This is a genomic window from Paraburkholderia aspalathi, from assembly GCF_905220735.1.
In the GTDB taxonomy this organism is placed as follows: Bacteria; Pseudomonadota; Gammaproteobacteria; order Burkholderiales; family Burkholderiaceae; genus Paraburkholderia; species Paraburkholderia aspalathi.
The window spans coordinates 272,995-289,134 of record NZ_CAJNBA010000007.1 but is presented as its reverse complement, the minus strand read 5'-3'; the positions used below and the strand labels follow the sequence as shown (position 1 = coordinate 289,134).

General features: G+C 63.1%; 14 protein-coding genes. 7 read left to right on the top strand and 7 right to left on the bottom strand.

Annotation, left to right across the window (positions count from 1 at the left end):
- Positions 1 to 134 precede the first annotated feature (134 nt).
- From minC to KHO30_RS32290, 4 genes are all read left to right on the top strand, one after another.
- Positions 135 to 968, top strand: a complete 834-nt coding sequence (gene minC, locus KHO30_RS32305; RefSeq protein ID WP_093643899.1) for a septum site-determining protein MinC — start codon at positions 135 to 137, stop codon at positions 966 to 968.
- Positions 969 to 1,072: 104 nt separating this feature from the next.
- Positions 1,073 to 1,888 carry a septum site-determining protein MinD gene (minD, locus tag KHO30_RS32300; protein ID WP_054035077.1) on the top strand — a complete coding sequence of 272 codons (816 nt, stop codon included), beginning with the start codon at positions 1,073 to 1,075 and terminating at the stop codon, positions 1,886 to 1,888.
- Positions 1,889 to 1,902: 14 nt separating this feature from the next.
- Positions 1,903 to 2,166, top strand: coding sequence for a cell division topological specificity factor MinE (gene minE, locus KHO30_RS32295; protein WP_054035076.1), 264 nt, complete (start codon positions 1,903 to 1,905; stop codon positions 2,164 to 2,166).
- Positions 2,167 to 2,459: 293 nt separating this feature from the next.
- The gene (locus tag KHO30_RS32290; RefSeq protein WP_093643897.1) at positions 2,460 to 2,771 is read left to right on the top strand and encodes a YXWGXW repeat-containing protein; all 312 of its coding nucleotides are present in this window, start codon (positions 2,460 to 2,462) and stop codon (positions 2,769 to 2,771) included.
- Positions 2,772 to 3,004: 233 nt separating this feature from the next.
- Here KHO30_RS32290 and KHO30_RS32285 read toward each other — a convergent pair whose 3' ends face one another.
- Positions 3,005 to 4,420, bottom strand: coding sequence for a chloride channel protein (locus tag KHO30_RS32285; protein ID WP_211703356.1), 1,416 nt, complete (start codon positions 4,418 to 4,420; stop codon positions 3,005 to 3,007).
- 212 nt (positions 4,421 to 4,632) lie between these two features.
- Here KHO30_RS32285 and waaC point away from each other — a divergent pair, with 212 nt between their 5' ends.
- Both waaC and KHO30_RS32275 read left to right on the top strand, forming a co-directional pair.
- Positions 4,633 to 5,649, top strand: a complete 1,017-nt coding sequence (gene waaC, locus KHO30_RS32280) for a lipopolysaccharide heptosyltransferase I (RefSeq protein WP_211703355.1) — start codon at positions 4,633 to 4,635, stop codon at positions 5,647 to 5,649.
- Positions 5,650 to 6,371: 722 nt separating this feature from the next.
- Positions 6,372 to 6,509, top strand: a complete 138-nt coding sequence (locus KHO30_RS32275) for a hypothetical protein (protein WP_211703354.1) — start codon at positions 6,372 to 6,374, stop codon at positions 6,507 to 6,509.
- Positions 6,510 to 6,664: 155 nt separating this feature from the next.
- Here KHO30_RS32275 and KHO30_RS32270 read toward each other — a convergent pair whose 3' ends face one another.
- The 5 genes from KHO30_RS32270 to KHO30_RS32250 all read right to left on the bottom strand — a co-directional run bounded on the left by KHO30_RS32270 (position 6,665) and on the right by KHO30_RS32250 (position 11,761).
- A complete protein-coding gene (locus KHO30_RS32270) occupies positions 6,665 to 6,844 on the bottom strand; it encodes a hypothetical protein (RefSeq protein WP_093643889.1) in 180 nt (59 codons plus the stop codon).
- Between the two features lie 98 nt (positions 6,845 to 6,942).
- On the bottom strand, positions 6,943 to 8,250 hold the full coding sequence (locus KHO30_RS32265) for an MFS transporter (RefSeq protein ID WP_093643887.1): 1,308 nt from the start codon (positions 8,248 to 8,250) through the stop codon (positions 6,943 to 6,945).
- 246 nt (positions 8,251 to 8,496) lie between these two features.
- On the bottom strand, positions 8,497 to 9,048 hold the full coding sequence (locus KHO30_RS32260; RefSeq protein ID WP_211703353.1) for an energy transducer TonB family protein: 552 nt from the start codon (positions 9,046 to 9,048) through the stop codon (positions 8,497 to 8,499).
- Positions 9,049 to 9,430: 382 nt separating this feature from the next.
- Positions 9,431 to 10,837, bottom strand: a complete 1,407-nt coding sequence (gene argH / locus KHO30_RS32255) for an argininosuccinate lyase (protein ID WP_175052721.1) — start codon at positions 10,835 to 10,837, stop codon at positions 9,431 to 9,433.
- A 111-nt stretch (positions 10,838 to 10,948) separates the two neighbouring features.
- Entirely contained in the window at positions 10,949 to 11,761 is an 813-nt protein-coding gene (locus KHO30_RS32250; RefSeq protein ID WP_211703352.1) for a helix-turn-helix transcriptional regulator, read from the bottom strand.
- 170 nt (positions 11,762 to 11,931) lie between these two features.
- On the opposite strand from KHO30_RS32250, the gene KHO30_RS32245 reads away from it, so the two are divergent.
- Positions 11,932 to 12,684, top strand: a complete 753-nt coding sequence (locus tag KHO30_RS32245) for a class I SAM-dependent methyltransferase (RefSeq protein ID WP_200620208.1) — start codon at positions 11,932 to 11,934, stop codon at positions 12,682 to 12,684.
- Positions 12,685 to 12,744: 60 nt separating this feature from the next.
- Here KHO30_RS32245 and ppc read toward each other — a convergent pair whose 3' ends face one another.
- Positions 12,745 to 15,939, bottom strand: coding sequence for a phosphoenolpyruvate carboxylase (gene ppc, locus KHO30_RS32240; RefSeq protein ID WP_211703351.1), 3,195 nt, complete (start codon positions 15,937 to 15,939; stop codon positions 12,745 to 12,747).
- Between the last annotated feature and the right edge of the window lie 201 nt (positions 15,940 to 16,140).

Below are 16,140 nucleotides of genomic sequence, written 5' to 3'. Positions count from 1 at the left end.
CCTGGACGCGGCCTGTATGGCCGAGACGTGGCCACGTCATGGGTATTCAGGCCGCCGTGCTGCGTTCTGTCGGCAAAAAAACTCGCTCCCCGCCTGGACGCCTGTAAAATACGCAAAATTTTTTGCCGAACGCTATGTCGCCCAAGAAATCGCCCTTTTTCGAACTCCGCAGCGGCTCTGTCGACACGCTCCTGTTCGTGGTCAAGACAACCGACCTCGACGCGATGCGTGCCGAACTGACCCGGCGCTTCGAGGCGACCCCCGAATTTTTCGCTAACGACGTCGTCGCGATCGACGTGCGCCGGCTCGCCGAGACGGAACGCGTGCCGCTCGCCGACATCGCGCAACTGCTCGACAGCGTGCGCATGCGCCCGGTCGGCGTGGTGGCCAATGCGCAGCAGGCGTGGGCGGCGGAGTCCGCACTGCCCTTGCTCGAAGCGCGCGACCGTCGCGGCGCATCCGCTAAATCCGCTGACGAAGAAGCCGCCAATGTGCCCGCTACGGCACCGGCTGCCACCGCAGCAACGGCCACGCCGCCGGCCGATCTGTTTTCGGCGGTAGAGGGCACGCCGGCTACGGCCGCCGCGGTCGACCCCGCGCCGGCCGCCGAACCCGTGCGCCTTGCCACCTCGTCGCAAACCATGGTGGTCGACAAGCCGTTGCGCTCGGGCCAGCGCATCTACGCAAAGGGCGATCTGGTCGTGCTCGGTCTGGTGAGCTACGGCGCGGAAGTGATCGCGGAAGGCAACATCCATATTTACGCGCCGCTGCGCGGCCGGGCGTTGGCCGGCGTGCAGGGCAATCACGACGCGCGCATTTTCTGCACGTGTCTCGAGCCGGAACTCATCTCGATCGCGGGCATCTATCGTACGACCGAGAACCCGCTGCCGGCCGACGTGCTCGGCAAGCCGGTGCAGATCTGGCTCGAAGAAGAAAAACTGATGATCGAACCGTTGCGGCTCACCTGATCGACGTGAAGCGCGCGCAGCCCTGAACGTACACGGCACGCGGCGCTTCACGGCAAATATGGCCGCACATAATTGACGAATTTGACGAACACAAGGTAAGGGTAATGGCAAAAATCATTGTGGTGACTTCGGGCAAGGGTGGCGTGGGCAAGACGACCACGAGCGCGAGTTTTGCATCGGCCCTCGCATTGCGTGGCAGCAAAACCGCCGTGATCGACTTCGACGTCGGCCTGCGTAACCTCGACCTCATCATGGGCTGCGAGCGCCGTGTGGTGTACGACCTGATCAACGTGATCCAGGGCGAAGCCAACCTGAACCAGGCGCTGATCAAGGACAAGAAGTGCGAGAACCTGTTCATCCTGCCGGCCTCGCAGACGCGTGACAAGGACGCGCTGACGCTGGAAGGCGTCGAGAAGATCATCAACGACCTGATCGCGATGGACTTCGAATACATCGTCTGCGATTCGCCGGCGGGTATCGAATCGGGCGCGCTGCTCGCCATGCACTTCGCCGACGAAGCGCTGATCGTGACGAATCCGGAAGTCTCCTCGGTGCGCGACTCGGACCGTATCCTCGGCATTCTGTCGTCGAAGACCAAGCGCGCAATCGAAAGCAAGGAGCCGATCAAGGAACACCTGCTGATCACCCGCTACAACCCGAAGCGCGTGAGCGAAGGCGAAATGCTGTCGCTGACCGACATCCAGGAAATTCTGCGTATCGATCTGATCGGCGTGATTCCGGAATCGGAAGCGGTGCTGCATGCATCGAACCAGGGGCTGCCGGCTGTGCACCTCGACGGTACCGACGTTGCTGAAGCCTATAAAGATGTCGTGTCGCGTTTCCTCGGCGAGCAGAAATCGCTTCGCTTTACCGATTACCAGAAGCCAGGGCTGCTGCAGCGCCTCTTCGGCACCAAGTAAGGGGAGCGCACGTAATGTCGATTCTTTCGTTTTTGCTGGGCGAGAAGAAGAAATCCGCGTCGGTAGCGAAGGAACGCCTGCAGTTGATCATCGCGCATGAGCGCGCCGGCGGCCATGCGCCTGCCGATTATCTGCCTGCGTTGCAACGCGAACTGGTGGCCGTGATTTCAAAGTACGTGAAAATCTCCGATGACGATATTCGTGTGAGCCTGGAACGTCAGGACGATCTCGAAGTGCTCGAGGTCAAGATCGAAATACCGCAGGTGGGTTCCGCGTAACGTGTTGCGCGCTCTGTTTCGTTGCGTCGATGTTGATGTGACGAGGTGGGGCGCGTAAGCGCTTTTGTTGTTTTGTTCCCTCGTCGTTTCCCTCCGCTGTTTTTCTCGTCGTCGTCCCCGCTACTTCTGTGTTCATGTGCGCTCGCACAGGCCCTCTCACGCGTGCTTTTCGCGCGGCGAAATAATCCGTTGCACTTCGGGGTGTGCCGTTACACGCCCACAGTCAGCGCTTTCGTCCCCTCGCGCATTAAACGGATAACGCCGCATTCGGTGTCCATCCAAAGAGGGAAAACATGAACAAGACCTTTCGCTTGCTGATCGCCAACGCTGTTCTGATCGCTGCTGGTGCATCTGCCGTGGCCTCCGCTTCGGCCGAGGAAGTCGTCGTGATCGCGCCGTCCGCACCGCCGGCCGTGCGTTATGAAGCCGTGCCGGCACCGCGTGTCGGCTACGTGTGGGATCACGGTCATTGGCGTTGGGATCACGGCCGCTATGTGTGGGACGCGGGCCACTGGCAGGCCGAGCGCGTCGGCTACCACTGGGTGCCGGGCCACTGGGTCGAACACGGTCCGAACTATCGCTGGGTCCAAGGCCACTGGGCGTAAGTCCACCGGCAACAACCGCGTGCGGCACAGCGGAATCGACACCGCTCGTGCCGCTCCCTCCAGTTTGACGACACAGGCGCCGCTCGTGCGTCCGGCGTAGCGCATGCCCGTGTTTCTGAGGAACACGTGATGAAAAAGAATCTGTTTCTGATCGCCGTTCTGGCGGTCATGCTGGCCGGTTGCGTAGTGGCGCCGGCACGGCCGGTTTATATGCGCGCGCCGGCGGTTGTTGTTTACTGACGCGGGGCGCCGTCTTCAGCAGGCGCCTCACCCGTGATCTCATCGACGGCCGCTGGTTCGGGCACGTCGACTTCGGGCACTTCGGGCACCGGCGCGGGTGCCGGCTGCGGTAGCGGCGCCATATAGCGCTGAGCCAGCGATTCATACAGCGGTGGAGCGAAGAGACGCGCCACGCGGCTTGCAATCAACGCGGTGGCCATCAGCGAAATCACCAGCGCATGACCATCGATCATCTCCATCACGATCACGAACGACGTAATCGGTGATTGCGTGACGGCGGCCAGATAGCCGACCATCGCGAGGGCGATCAGCATCGGCAATTGCATCGAGCCGAACACCATGTGCAGCAGATTGCCGAAACCCGCGCCGATCGACAGCGACGGTGCGAAGATACCGCCCGGAATGCCCGGCAGGTACGAGCCGACCATCGAGATCATCTTCAGAAACGGATAGAACAGGGACAGGTGCTCGTGCCCGTCGAGCAGGCCACGCGCTTCCGCATAGCCGCTGCCGAAGGTCGTGCCGCCGGAGATAAGGCCGACTACCGCGATCACGAAACCGCACAGCGCGGCGAACGCGACCGGCCGCTCGCCGTGCAACTGACGCAGCGGCGCCGGAATCCAGCGCGCGGTGTTCAGCAGCAGCCAGCCGAACACGCCGCCCGCAATACCGGTGACGATTGCCGTGAGCACGACGGCCACCGCCAGCAGATCGGGGAAGTGCGCGCCGATCTGGATGGTGCCGAAATAGGTGTAGTTGCCGTTCAGCCCCAGCGCGATCACCCCGGCGATGATGATCGCCGTAATCAGCACGCCGCTCGCGCGGGCCTCGAAGCTGCGCGTGAGTTCCTCGATCGCGAACACGATCCCCGCCAGCGGCGTATTGAACGCCGCGGACAAACCCGCCGCCGCGCCCGCCAGCACCAGTTGCCGTTCGATCTGCGCGTTCGAGCGTGGATACAGCCGCCGCAGATTGAACATCAGCGCCGCGCCGACCTGCACGGTCGGCCCTTCGCGCCCGATCGTAAAGCCGCCGAGAATCGCCAGAAACGACACCGCGATCTTGCCGACCAGGATCCGGAACGACAACAGCCGTGCGCCGTATTCGCCGGGCTTGGCATGCAGGGTGGCGATGACTTGTGGAATGCCGCTGCCTTCGGCGCCGCGGAAGAACTTGCGCGTGAGCCAGACCGCGAGCGCCGCGACCGCGGGCGTGACGATCAGCGGCGCCCACACGTGGTGCTGCTGCATGGTGCGGAATTCGCCGTAGCCCCAATCGATCAGCCTGGCGTACAGCACCGCCACCAGGCCGACCGCGATCGCGCCGAGCCAGAAGATGCCGTATTGACGCCACAGGCGTCTCGCGCGACGCACGATGCCGGAAGAGAGGGGAGGAAATGCCCGGGACATGAGGATGTGCTGGCGCAAAGGGTGAATTATAAAGCGCGCCCTATCGCTTCAACCGTATGAAAGTTTTTTGAAATGTAGTAAAAGGGCTGTTCGTAAGGTGCGCAGTGTAACGCCCTGTATTAATGCCGGGACGGCGCACTGGAGCGTTCGGCGATGGTTATTCCAATCGTCAGCTAAAATGTTTTGATGTTCGAACAATTAATAGGTCCTCAATGAAGCGAGTCCTTATCGTCAAGGTCACTTCGCTCGGCGATATTGTGGAGGCGTTGCCAGTCGTCGCCGATATCAAACGCGCGTATCCCGGCGTAGAAGTCGACTGGGCGGCCGACGAAGCATTCGCCGAAGTGGTGCATTGGAGCCAGAGTGTGGACCGCGTGCTTTGCGCACCATTGCGACGCTTCAAGAAAGCGCGCAGTTGGGGCGATTTCAAGGCAATCTGGGCGTCGATCGCCGAATTGCGCGCCTACCGCTACGACTTCATCATCGACATTCACGGCGTGTACAAGAGCGCGATCATCGCGTTTCTGGCGCGTTCGTCGAAGCGTATTGGCTACCAGTCCAAGGATCTGGGCGAACGGGGCGCCGCATTTGCCTATACGGGGCGTTTCGGCCCGCGTCCGCAGTGCGATGCATGGCATGGCATGCGCATCAGCGCGAGCGAGGCGCTGGGCTATGAGGTCGAAGGCCCGCCTGTCTACAATCTGCGTCTGGCCGAGCCGGCCACCCCACTGTTCGCGGCTGACGGCAGGCCGGTCGCGGCGCTGTTTCACGCCACCTCCAAAGACGACAAGAAGTGGCCGGTGCCCCATTGGGTCGCAGTCGGCCTCGAGTTGGCGCAGCGCGGTTTTCACGTGGTGCTGCCGTGGGGCTCGGAACGCGAGCGCACGGAGGCGGAGCAGATTGCGTCGCAGGTGCCGGGCTCGACCGTCCTGCCGAAGCTGAACGTGACCGAAATCGCGCAGATGATCGACGCGTGCGCGCTGGTGGTCGGTACCGATACGGGTTTCGTTCACGTGGCGCATGGATTGCAGAAGCGCACGGTCATGATTTTTGTGGCGACTTCGCCATCGCATTTCGGCATCCAGGCGCCGTTCCGCTCGATTTCGATCGGCGACGGCCACTCAGTGCCGTCGATCGCCGAGGCACTGGAGGCGATCGATTACGTGCATGGCGACGTACACAGCGAGCCACGCGTCGCAGCCATGCAGCACGGATCGGCCGCAGCCTGAGCGCAGCTTTGCAGCGCTTTCGCGCAATCGTTTGGCTAAAAGAAAAGAGGCGTGACGCGCAGTCGCCCAATCAAACGAGCGCTGCCACGGAACGCCTCCGAAAAACGCCCGCGTCGGGGAACTACGGGCGGAGAGGAATCACTGCAATGAACAAACTGACTCAAGCGCTGAGCGGCGACGTCGAGTAGCCGACTCAGTTCTACAGAGACCGCCGGCCGGCGGTCGAGTTCAATGGCGCATTCATCAAGACATGCCGTGCGTGCGCCGGCAGATTCGTGCGCCGCTCGTTGGCGTCTCGCGCGGGTGGCTACTCGCGGCCGCTCGCAGCGTTTGAATAAGCGCCGCGCATTACATACCTGTTAAATCTGTCGCTTTTCGTTGAGTGCCTAATTGACTACACGTGCGCGCTTTTGCGTGGCTATTGGCTCAGCCATGGCGCATGGAAACGCGTACCCAATGCCTATAATCGGCGCCCCGACTCGCGCACCCGCCACGGGCAGGACTTGCGCGGTTTGTACATGTTCAAAGCAGTATAGGCGGTGTTTTTGTCTGATGTGTGTCTGTCGTTGTCGCGCTTCGGATGCGGCGGCTTTCGGGGTCCGAAGGTGTAACACCTCAGTGATTTTCCCTTACAAATCGCAACGGTCGCGCGAAGCAGGGTCGTGTTCAATCGAGTCATTCGGGGTTTCGGCTCGAATGAATCTGACTCGAAGGAGAACAATATGAAACGCTTAATCCTGACCCTGATCGTCGGCACACTACTCGCAACGGCGCTCGGCGGCTGCATCGTTGCACCGGCGCCAGGCTATTACTACGGTGGCGGCGGTTATTACCATCACGGCGGGTACTACTACCGGTAACGGCTAGCGGCGCGCGTTCGGCTTGAACGCAGCGCGAGGCGCTGACGGCTGCCGCTTGCCTGCATAGGCACGGGCAGCCGCTCAACCGCTTCTTCGGATCAGGTCAGACCGCTTTCGTCAGCCGCGCCCAGCCGGGTATCGCGGCTCTCGCCCGCTCAGGCGAGCAGCATTTCGAAAGCAATCACCGCAGTGATGGCAGCCGCGTTGGCGGCCAATGCTTCCACGACAATGCCTTTCCACGTCGCGGGACGAAAGCGCAAAGCCAGCAGCAGCGAGCATAGCAATGCCAGCGCGATGATCATCACGATGTCCGCGTTGTGAAGATGAATACTCATCAGAGCCTCCCTGCTTGCCTTAGGGTTATTGGAATCGAGTATAGGCAAGTCAAAAAGACGCGCAAGGCAGGGGATTTACCAGCGCGTCTTTACCCTGATTACATCAGCTGCGAATCGCGGGTTTCGCGCATGCACAGCACACCGATCATGCTGACGGCCGCCGCAATCGAAACGTAAGCACCTACCCATGGCAACCCGCCGTGCGCGGCCAGCACCTGCGCGATATACGGTGCGACTGACGCACCGAGAATCCCGCCGAGGTTATACGACACGCCTGCGCCGGTATAACGCACGTTGGTCGGAAACAGCTCCGGCAGCAGCGCGCCCATCGGCGCGAAGGTCACGCCCATCAGGAACAGTTCGATCACGAGGAACAGCAGCACCAGCGGCGTCTGACCACTGCCGAGCAACGGCGCCATCGTGAAGCCGGAGAGGATCGCAGCGATGATGCCGACGATCAGCACCGGCTTGCGGCCATAACGATCGCTCGCCCAGGCCGACAGCGGCGTGGCGAGCGCCATGAACACGACCGCGATGCACAGCATGCCGAGGAACGTCGGCCGCGGAATATGCAGGACCGACACGCCGTACGACAGCGAAAACGTCGTTGCGTTGTAGAACAGCGTGTAGCAGACCACCATTGCCAGCGCGCCGAGCAGGGTCGGCAGCCCGTGCTGCGAAAACAGCGTGGCGATTGGCACCTTCACGCGTTCCTTGCGTTCGATGGCCGCCTGGAAGGCCGGTGTCTCGGCGATCTTCAGGCGCACATACAGACCGAGCGCGACCAGCACCGCGCTGACGAGGAACGGCACGCGCCAGCCCCAGCTGCGGAATTGCTCGTCGCTCAAAGACAGGGCCAAGGCGAAGAACAGACCGTTGGACGCCAGAAAGCCGATCGACGGCCCCAGTTGCGGGAACATCCCGAACCAGCCGCGTTTGCCGGCCGGTGCGTTCTCGGTGGCGAGCAGCGCCGCGCCGCCCCATTCGCCGCCAAGACCGATACCCTGGCCGAAGCGCAGCACGCACAGCAGGATCGGCGCGAGGCTGCCGATCGAGTCGTAGCCGGGCACGAAACCGATCAGCGTGGTCGACACACCCATCACCAGCAGCGAAGCGACGAGCGTCGATTTACGGCCGATCCGGTCGCCGAAGTGGCCGAACAGGAACGAGCCGATCGGCCGCGCGACGAAGGCGATACCGAAGGTAACGAAAGCCGACAAAGCTTGGGCGGTCGCCGAGCCGTGCGGGAAAAACACCGGTCCGATGACGAGCGCCGCAGCGGTCGCATAGACATAGAAATCGTAGAACTCGATCGCGGTGCCGATAAAGCTCGCGAAGATGATCCGCGCGCTGCTGGTCTGCCCGGCCGCATTGGGCTGGGCCGCGGAAATCGGCGAAGTGGACATGCAGGGTCTCCTATGTCGTGATGCCGTCGGGCGCCGTACTTCGACGGGCAGGCGGCGCGTGGTCGGTCGGCATCTTTGTTTAAGTTCGTGCGCATCGCGCGTCTTGCTGGCGGTTGAAGCCTTCTTCGGCACGGACGATGAAGCGACAGCTTACAACGGCGGACGTCAGTCGTCAGCCGTCAGTGTTGGCGCGCGAAAGCGGCCATGCCAGGGGAACAGGCAGGTGAGGGGTGTGAGGCGTTGCGTTCAGTCGATGGTCTGCGCTTGCGGCGACGCGAACTCGCGCAGCTGGAATTTGCCGTTGTCGTTGAACAGCCAGTCTTCGAACAGTTCGAGCTGGCCATGGCCGTTCAGCAATTTACCGGGCGGTTGCGGCAGCGGCGAGGCGCGCCGCAAGGAGGCGAGCGCGGTGCTTTCGGCTTCGTCGTCGCCATTGGTGCGATACACCGACGACTGCAGCACCCGGCCATCGCGATCCACCGTGAACGACACGACCACCAGCGAGCGCAGCATCGCTTGCGGCGTGCCGCGCAACACATAGGAAGGGCTGCGTTCGACGATGCGTTGCGCGACCGCGCTGCGGTACTGGTCGAGCGTCGCACTGTTGACGGCCGCCGGCGGCGTGATGACAAGCGGGCGATCAGGTGGCGTGAACGTGCAGCCCGCGAGCGCTGCGAGCGCCAAAAGCGAAGCCGTTGTCAACGCGGAAGCCGCGCGATGCGCAGGCGAAAAGGATGCGCTCACGCGTGAAGCGAAGCGTCCAGTCAAGCGGGGAAGGTGACGTGCGCAGGTGGACATCGTCGAGGTAAGCACTGTGACAGGATCTAACTTGATGGTAGTCAAAAAACGCCAGGATGCAATTGTCGTTGACCCGCTCCTTTACGATTCGACCGCTTGTAATAGGCTGAAATATGGCCGGATTTCTCTTCGGCCAAAACACGCCTACACTTCGATGGCCTCTTTCGAGAGGCATCGGTGGAAGTCTTTCATTTAGCCCGCTTCGCGCGGGCTTTCTTTTTTGCGCGACGCTTCGCGCAATCAATCCAGCCGTGAAAATAAAAAGGCGAACTCGTTGGTGAGTTCGCCTTTTGTTTTCATGCTGCTTCGTGCTTGCGGTGATGCCAATGCAAGCCGTCATGCACGCATTGGCTCGACGCGCACGTGCGCGCCGGGCCTTACCTTACTTCAACGCTTCCCGCGCAGCCTTGACCGCCGCGAGCACCTGCTCAGGCGCGGTACCGCCCGGATGGTTGCGGCTCGCCACCGAACCTTCGAGCGTCAGATACGAGAACACGTCTTCGCCGATCAGATGCGCGACGTTCGGTAGTTCCTTACGCATTTCTTCCAGCGTCAGGTCGGCCAGATCGCAGCCGCGATCGGCACACACGCGAACTGCCAGCGCCACCGCTTCGTGCGCGTCGCGGAACGGCAGGCCGCGCTTGACGAGGTAGTCGGCGAGATCGGTTGCCGTGGAGAAACCTTGCAATGCGGCGTCGCGCATGGCTTGCGGCTTCACCGAGATGCCGGCGACCATTTCTGCGAAGATGCGCAGCGTGTCCGCGACCGTATCGACGGTGTCGAACAGCGGCTCCTTGTCTTCCTGATTGTCCTTGTTGTACGCGAGCGGCTGGCCCTTCATCAACGTGAGTAGCGCGATCAGATGGCCGTTCACGCGGCCCGTCTTGCCGCGCGCGAGTTCAGGCACGTCCGGGTTCTTCTTCTGCGGCATGATCGACGAACCGGTGCAGAAACGGTCGGCCAGATCGATGAAGCCGACGCGCGGGCTCATCCACAGCACGAGTTCTTCGGAGAAGCGCGACACGTGCGTCATGATCAATGCCGACGCTGCCGTGAACTCGATCGCGAAGTCACGATCGGACACCGCGTCCAGCGAGTTCGCGCAGATGCCGTCGAAGCCGAGCGTTTTCGCCACGGCATGACGGTCGATCGGATAGCTGGTGCCGGCGAGAGCAGCTGCGCCGAGCGGCAGGCGATTCACGCGCTTGCGGCAATCGACCATGCGTTCGGCGTCGCGAGAAAACATTTCGACGTAGGCGAGCAGGTGATGGCCGAACGTAACCGGCTGCGCCACTTGCAGGTGCGTGAAGCCCGGCATGATGGTCGAGGCGTTCTTCTCCGCCATGTCGAGCAGGGCCGTGCGCAATTCCGTCAGCAGGCCGCCGATACGGTCGATCTCGCCGCGCAGCCACAGGCGGATATCCGTCGCCACCTGGTCGTTACGCGAGCGGCCCGTGTGCAGGCGCTTGCCGGCGTCGCCGATCAGCGCGGTCAGGCGCGCTTCGATGTTCAGGTGGACGTCTTCCAGATCGAGTTGCCACTCGAACTCGCCTCGCTCAATCTCGCCCTTGATCTGCGCCATGCCGCGTTGGATCGCGGCGAGGTCGTCGGCGGCGATGATCTTCTGCGCGGCCAGCATCGAGGCGTGCGCGAGCGACCCTTCGATATCGACGAGCGCCAGACGCTTGTCGAAGAAAACCGACGACGTGTAGCGTTTGACGAGCTCCGACATCGGCTCCGAGAAGCGAGCCGACCAGGCTTCGCCTTTTTTGTGCAGTTGGGACGTCATGGTGTTGGGCAGTTAAGCGGCAGTTGAGCGAGCGGTGAAGAAGGCTGACGGCGTTCGCGGACGGTGCGGGCGCCGTCGAAACGGGCGAAAGACAGGGATTTTAACACTGGGCTATTCCCGCACCAGCACCACCAGCTTCAGATCCTCGCGATGAGCGGGCTTGAACGTGATCTGGTCGTAGACGAGGCGGCCGTCGCGCGGATGGTTGAATTCGCGCCTGCCGCCTTCGCGGCCGCCGACGTCCTGCGACGCCCAGAAACGGGCGAACGCGTCGCTGGCGGCGGTGAGCGAGTCGATCAGCCCGCGGGTGGGGGCGTCGTTCAGATGGCGGATCGAGTCGGCGCGGAATTCGGCGGCGAGGCGCCGTGCGCGCGTTTCCCAGTCGACGATCAACTCGCGCGCGGCCGGTTCGGTGAAGGTGTAGCGCAGCAGATTGCGGTCGTGCGCGCCGTCCAGCCAGCCGACGAACAGGTCTGCGGCGCGTTCGTTCCAGGCGAGCGCGTTCCACTGCCGGTCGAGCACGTACGCCGGTGCGTTCACGAGTTGTACGGTTTCGAGCAGGGTGGCGGGCGCGTCGGCGGCGGCCGGATCAGGCTCGGCAGGGTCGCGTTGCGCAGCCAGTTCGAACAGATACGCCCGCTCGGCGCGCGACAGTTGCAGCGCGACGGCGATCCGCGCCAGCGCATCGGCGGAAGCGGAGACGGGGCGGCCCTGTTCGATCCACGTGTACCAAGTCGGACTGACGCCGCACAGCTGCGCGACTTCCTCGCGCCGCAAGCCCGGCGTGCGGCGGCGCGGGCCAGGCGGTAGGCCGAGCGCTTGCGGCGAGAGCCTTTCGCGATGCGCACGGATGAAATCGCCAAGTGCACGCGCGGGCGTGGCTTCGAGCGGCGGCGGATTGTCGGCGGAGGACGGCGTGGTCATTCTGATCGGGCGGCGCTTGGCGGGGGTGGTGTTATTGATACCAGAATAATTGCTTAACTTGTACTGGTACACGGCGGGCTCTATTGTAACGACTGGAACGACGCAGCGCCGTCCAGAGAGACCCGGGCTCAAGCCCGGCGCAACCCCCACGTACATAACCGGAGCCTCCCATGAAGCATCACGATCAGGTCGCCGACGCCTTCGGCTCGACCGCCGCCGCGTATTTGACGAGTCAGACGCATGCCACCGGCGCCGATCTGCAGACGCTGGCGGAATCGATCGCCGCGACGCCGGATGCGAAGGTGCTCGATATGGGCTGTGGCGCAGGTCACGCGAGTTTCGCAGTCGCGCCGCATGCGAAAGAAGTGGTCGCGTACGACATCGCGCCGCAAATGCTGGCGACGGTCGATGGCGCGGCCAAAGATCGCGGCCTCTCTAACATCCGCACGCAACAGGGTGCGGCCGAAACGCTGCCGTTCGACGATCATTCGTTCGACTGGATCATCAGCCGGATGAGCGCGCATCACTGGCACGACGTGCCGCTTGCCTTGGCCGAAGTGCGTCGCGTGTTGAAGCCGGGCGGCAAGGTGCTGTTCATCGACATCGCCGGCGCCGATCATCCGCTGCTCGACACGCATATTCAGGCGGTGGAGTTGCTGCGCGACGGCTCGCATATCCGCGATTACCGCGCCGACGAATGGATTGCATTGTTCGAAGCGGCCGGTTTCACGGCATCGATTCGCGAGCGTTGGCGCATTGAGATTGAGTTCAGCTCGTGGGTGGCGCGCATGCGCACGCCGGAGCCGCGCGTGGTGGCGATTCGCTCGCTGTGGAGCAATTCGCCCGATGAGGTGCGTCAGTATTTCGACGTAAAGGAAGACGGCTCGTTCAAGCTCGACGCGCTGATGATCGCGGCGCAGTAGGTCCATGCAGTAAGTCGAATCAACCGGGTGGTACTACCCACCCGGTTGATGTGGCTTTGATCAGCCCGTATTACGCAGCCCCGCCGCAATCCCGTTGATGCTCAAATGAATCCCGCGCCGCACACGTGCGTTGGTATCGCCCGCGCGGTGACGCTTGAGCAACTCGACCTGCAAGTGATTCAACGGATCGAGATACGGGAAGCGGTTCTTGATCGAACGCGCGAGCAGCGGATTCTCAGCAAGCCGTTCGCTCTTGCCGGTGATCTCCGACAACACCTTCGACGTCCGCTCCCATTCCGCGACGATCCGCTCGAACACATGCTTGCGCAGCTTCTTGTCCGACACGAGCTGTGCGTAGCGCGAGGCCACCGCGAGGTCGGTCTTCGCCAGCACCATGTCCATGTTGGAGAGCAGGTTCGCGAAGAACGGCCACGTCTTGTGCATTTTCTTGAGCAGCGCAAGACGGCGGGTGCGCTCGGCATCGCTCGGCGCGCTGTCCAGATGCGCGGCCACTGCGCTGCCGAAACCGTACCAGCCGGTCAGCAGCAAACGGCATTGGCCCCATGAGAAGCCCCACGGAATCGCGCGCAGGTCTTCGATCTTCCGTTGCTTCGGGTCCTGCAATTTGCGCGAAGCCGGACGGCTGCCGATGTTCAACTCGGCGATCTCGGAGATCGGCGTCGACTCGAAGAAATACTCCTTGAAGCCCGGCGTTTCGTAGACCAGCGCGCGATACGAGGCCATCGCCGCGTCGGACAATTGCTGCATGGTTTCTTCGAAGGCGGGCAATTGCGCGGGCGCAATGCCGTGCGGCAACAACGAGGCTTCGAGCGTTGCGGCCACCACCGTCTCCAGGTTGCGCCGGCCGATTTCCGGATTGCCGAACTTGCTGGCGATCACTTCGCCTTGCTCGGTCAGGCGGATCTGGCCGTCGACGGTGCCTGGCGGCTGCGACAGAATCGCCTGGTACGTCGGACCACCGCCACGGCCTACCGTGCCTCCGCGTCCATGGAACAGGCGCAGGGTCACGCCGCGTTCATTGAACAGCGACACGAGCGCCAGTTCGGCGCGGTACAGCTCCCAGTTCGACGTCAGGAAGCCGCCGTCCTTGTTGCTGTCCGAATAGCCGAGCATCACTTCCTGCTCGTTGCCCTGATGTTCGATCAGTGCGTCGACGCCCGGCAGCGCGATCAGATCGCGCATGATGTGCGGCGCGTTGCGCAAGTCGGGGATCGTTTCGAACAGCGGGATCACCATCAGCCCCGCGCGCGCCGGATCGTGCGCGTCGCCGAGGCGGCCGTGCAGCAGGCCGGTTTCCTTCTGCAGCAACATCACTTCGACCAGATCGCTGACGGTCTCCGTGTGCGAAATGATGTAGTTGCGCACCGCGCGCGCACCGAACTTCTCACGCGTGACGCGGGCTTCTTCGAGCACACCGAGTTCGCTCTTCACGAGATCGGAGTACTCGGCGTAGGGCAGGCGCAACGGGCGCGGCTGCGACAATTCGGCGAGCAGCACCTTGAGTTTGTCTTCTTCGGAGAGCGACGCGTAGTCGTCTTCCACACCCGCACGCTTCATCAACTCGGCGATCACCGCTTCATGGATGTCGGAGCTTTGACGCAAGTCGATGCTCGCCAGATGGAAGCCGAACACTTCGGCGGCGCGCGCGAGCGGCGACAGGCGGGGTGCCGCGAGCGGCGCGCCATGGTGCTCGGCGAGCGAATCGATCAGCACGTGCAGATCGCGCACGAATTCGGCGGAGTCGTCGTACGGCTTGGCGCGGATCGGCGCCGCACCGCGGCCCGCGCTGCGCACCGGCACGCTGCCTTCACCGAGACGCACGCGCGCGCTCGCCGCGAGTCGCGTGTACATGCCGATCAAGGCACGGCGATACGGTTCGTCGGTGCGGTGCGGCGACTGGTCGGGCGAGATGGCCGCGAGGTCTTTCAACGCGTCGCTTGCACCGGCCAGCAGGTTCGACACCGACAACTCGGCGCCCAACTTGTGCACCTGTTCCATATAGTGTTCGAAGATCACCGCCGCTTGGCGGGTGATCGCGTGCTCGAGCGTTTCGGCCGTGACGTTCGGATTGCCGTCGCGATCGCCGCCGATCCAGCTACCCATCTGGAAGAACGGCGGCAGGCGCGCCTCGAGGCCGTGCTCGGCGAGCGCTTCCTCGATGTCGGCGTAGAGCGCCGGAATTTCTTCGAGGAAGGTCGCGCGGTAGTACGACAGCGCGTTTTCGATTTCATCGGCGACCGTCAGGCGCGAATCGCGCAGCATCCGCGTTTGCCAGAGCGACGTGACGCTCGCACGCAGCATCGCTTCGTTGTGCGCGCGTTCGCGGTTGGTCAACTGCTGATCGCGTTCGGCGAGGAGACGCGCGACGTCGTGCTGCGCGTCGAGAATGCTCTTGCGCTGCACCTCGGTAGGGTGCGCGGTCAGGACCGGCACGATCAACGCATCATTGAAGAACTGCTGCAGGACCGGCGTTGCAGCGGCGCCCGCTTCGACGAGCCGTTCGAGCGCATGAGCCATGGTGCCCGGCTGCGAGGTCGAGCCGGCCAGCGCGTGAATCCGGTGACGGCGGTTGCGGTGGCGGTCTTCAGCGATATTCGCAAGATGCGAAAAGTAGCTGAACGCGCGCACCACGCTGACCGTTTGCTCCGGGCTCAGCGAACGGAGTTTCTTATCGAGCGTTTGTGCGGCGGCACTATCGTCTTCGCGGCGAAAACGCACGGCGGTCTGGCGGATCGTCTCCACGACGTCGAACACCTCGTCGCCTTCCTGTTCGCGCAGCACGTCGCCGAGCAGGCGCCCGAGATAGCGGATGTCCTGGAACAGCGGATGGTCCTTGTCCTCACGCGTGCGGCCGCTGCTTTTCGAGGCGGGTACGACCGTATCCGGCGAAACGGCTTGCAGCTTGGGCGCCTGAGTGGCTTCTGGCGCGGCAACGCTCGCGACGGCCTTGGTCTTCGGGGACTTCGCCTTGGCCGGTTTCAGCGTCTGGGCGGCGTTCGCGGCTTGCGTCGCCTTACCTGTCCTGACGGCCTTCACCGTCTTGTCCGCCTTGGCGGGCGTAGAGGCTTTGGCGGATTTGGAGGCTTTGGCGACGTTAGCGGCCTGGCCTGCCTTAGCAGATTTGCCGGCGCGTTGGGCCGGTGTGGACTGGGCAGCCGTTGCGGCGTCAGCCGCTTGAGCGTTGGGCGATGCAGTGTTGCGGCGGGCAGGGCGCGCCGATCCGGAAGACGTCACGATGGGTTTCCTCAGGGAAGCCAGGGTCTGTTGAGTGATGAACTGCTACTGCGGAACTGCACTAAGAGTTGCAACGTGAACTGCGCGAAACCTGGACAAACCGGTATGCGGCGATGGCAATACGCCGGAGAGGGGAGCCGCGTGCCCATTTGCATGGAGCGCACGAGGTGTGTGACGTGCATTGCATGCACGACAGCCACG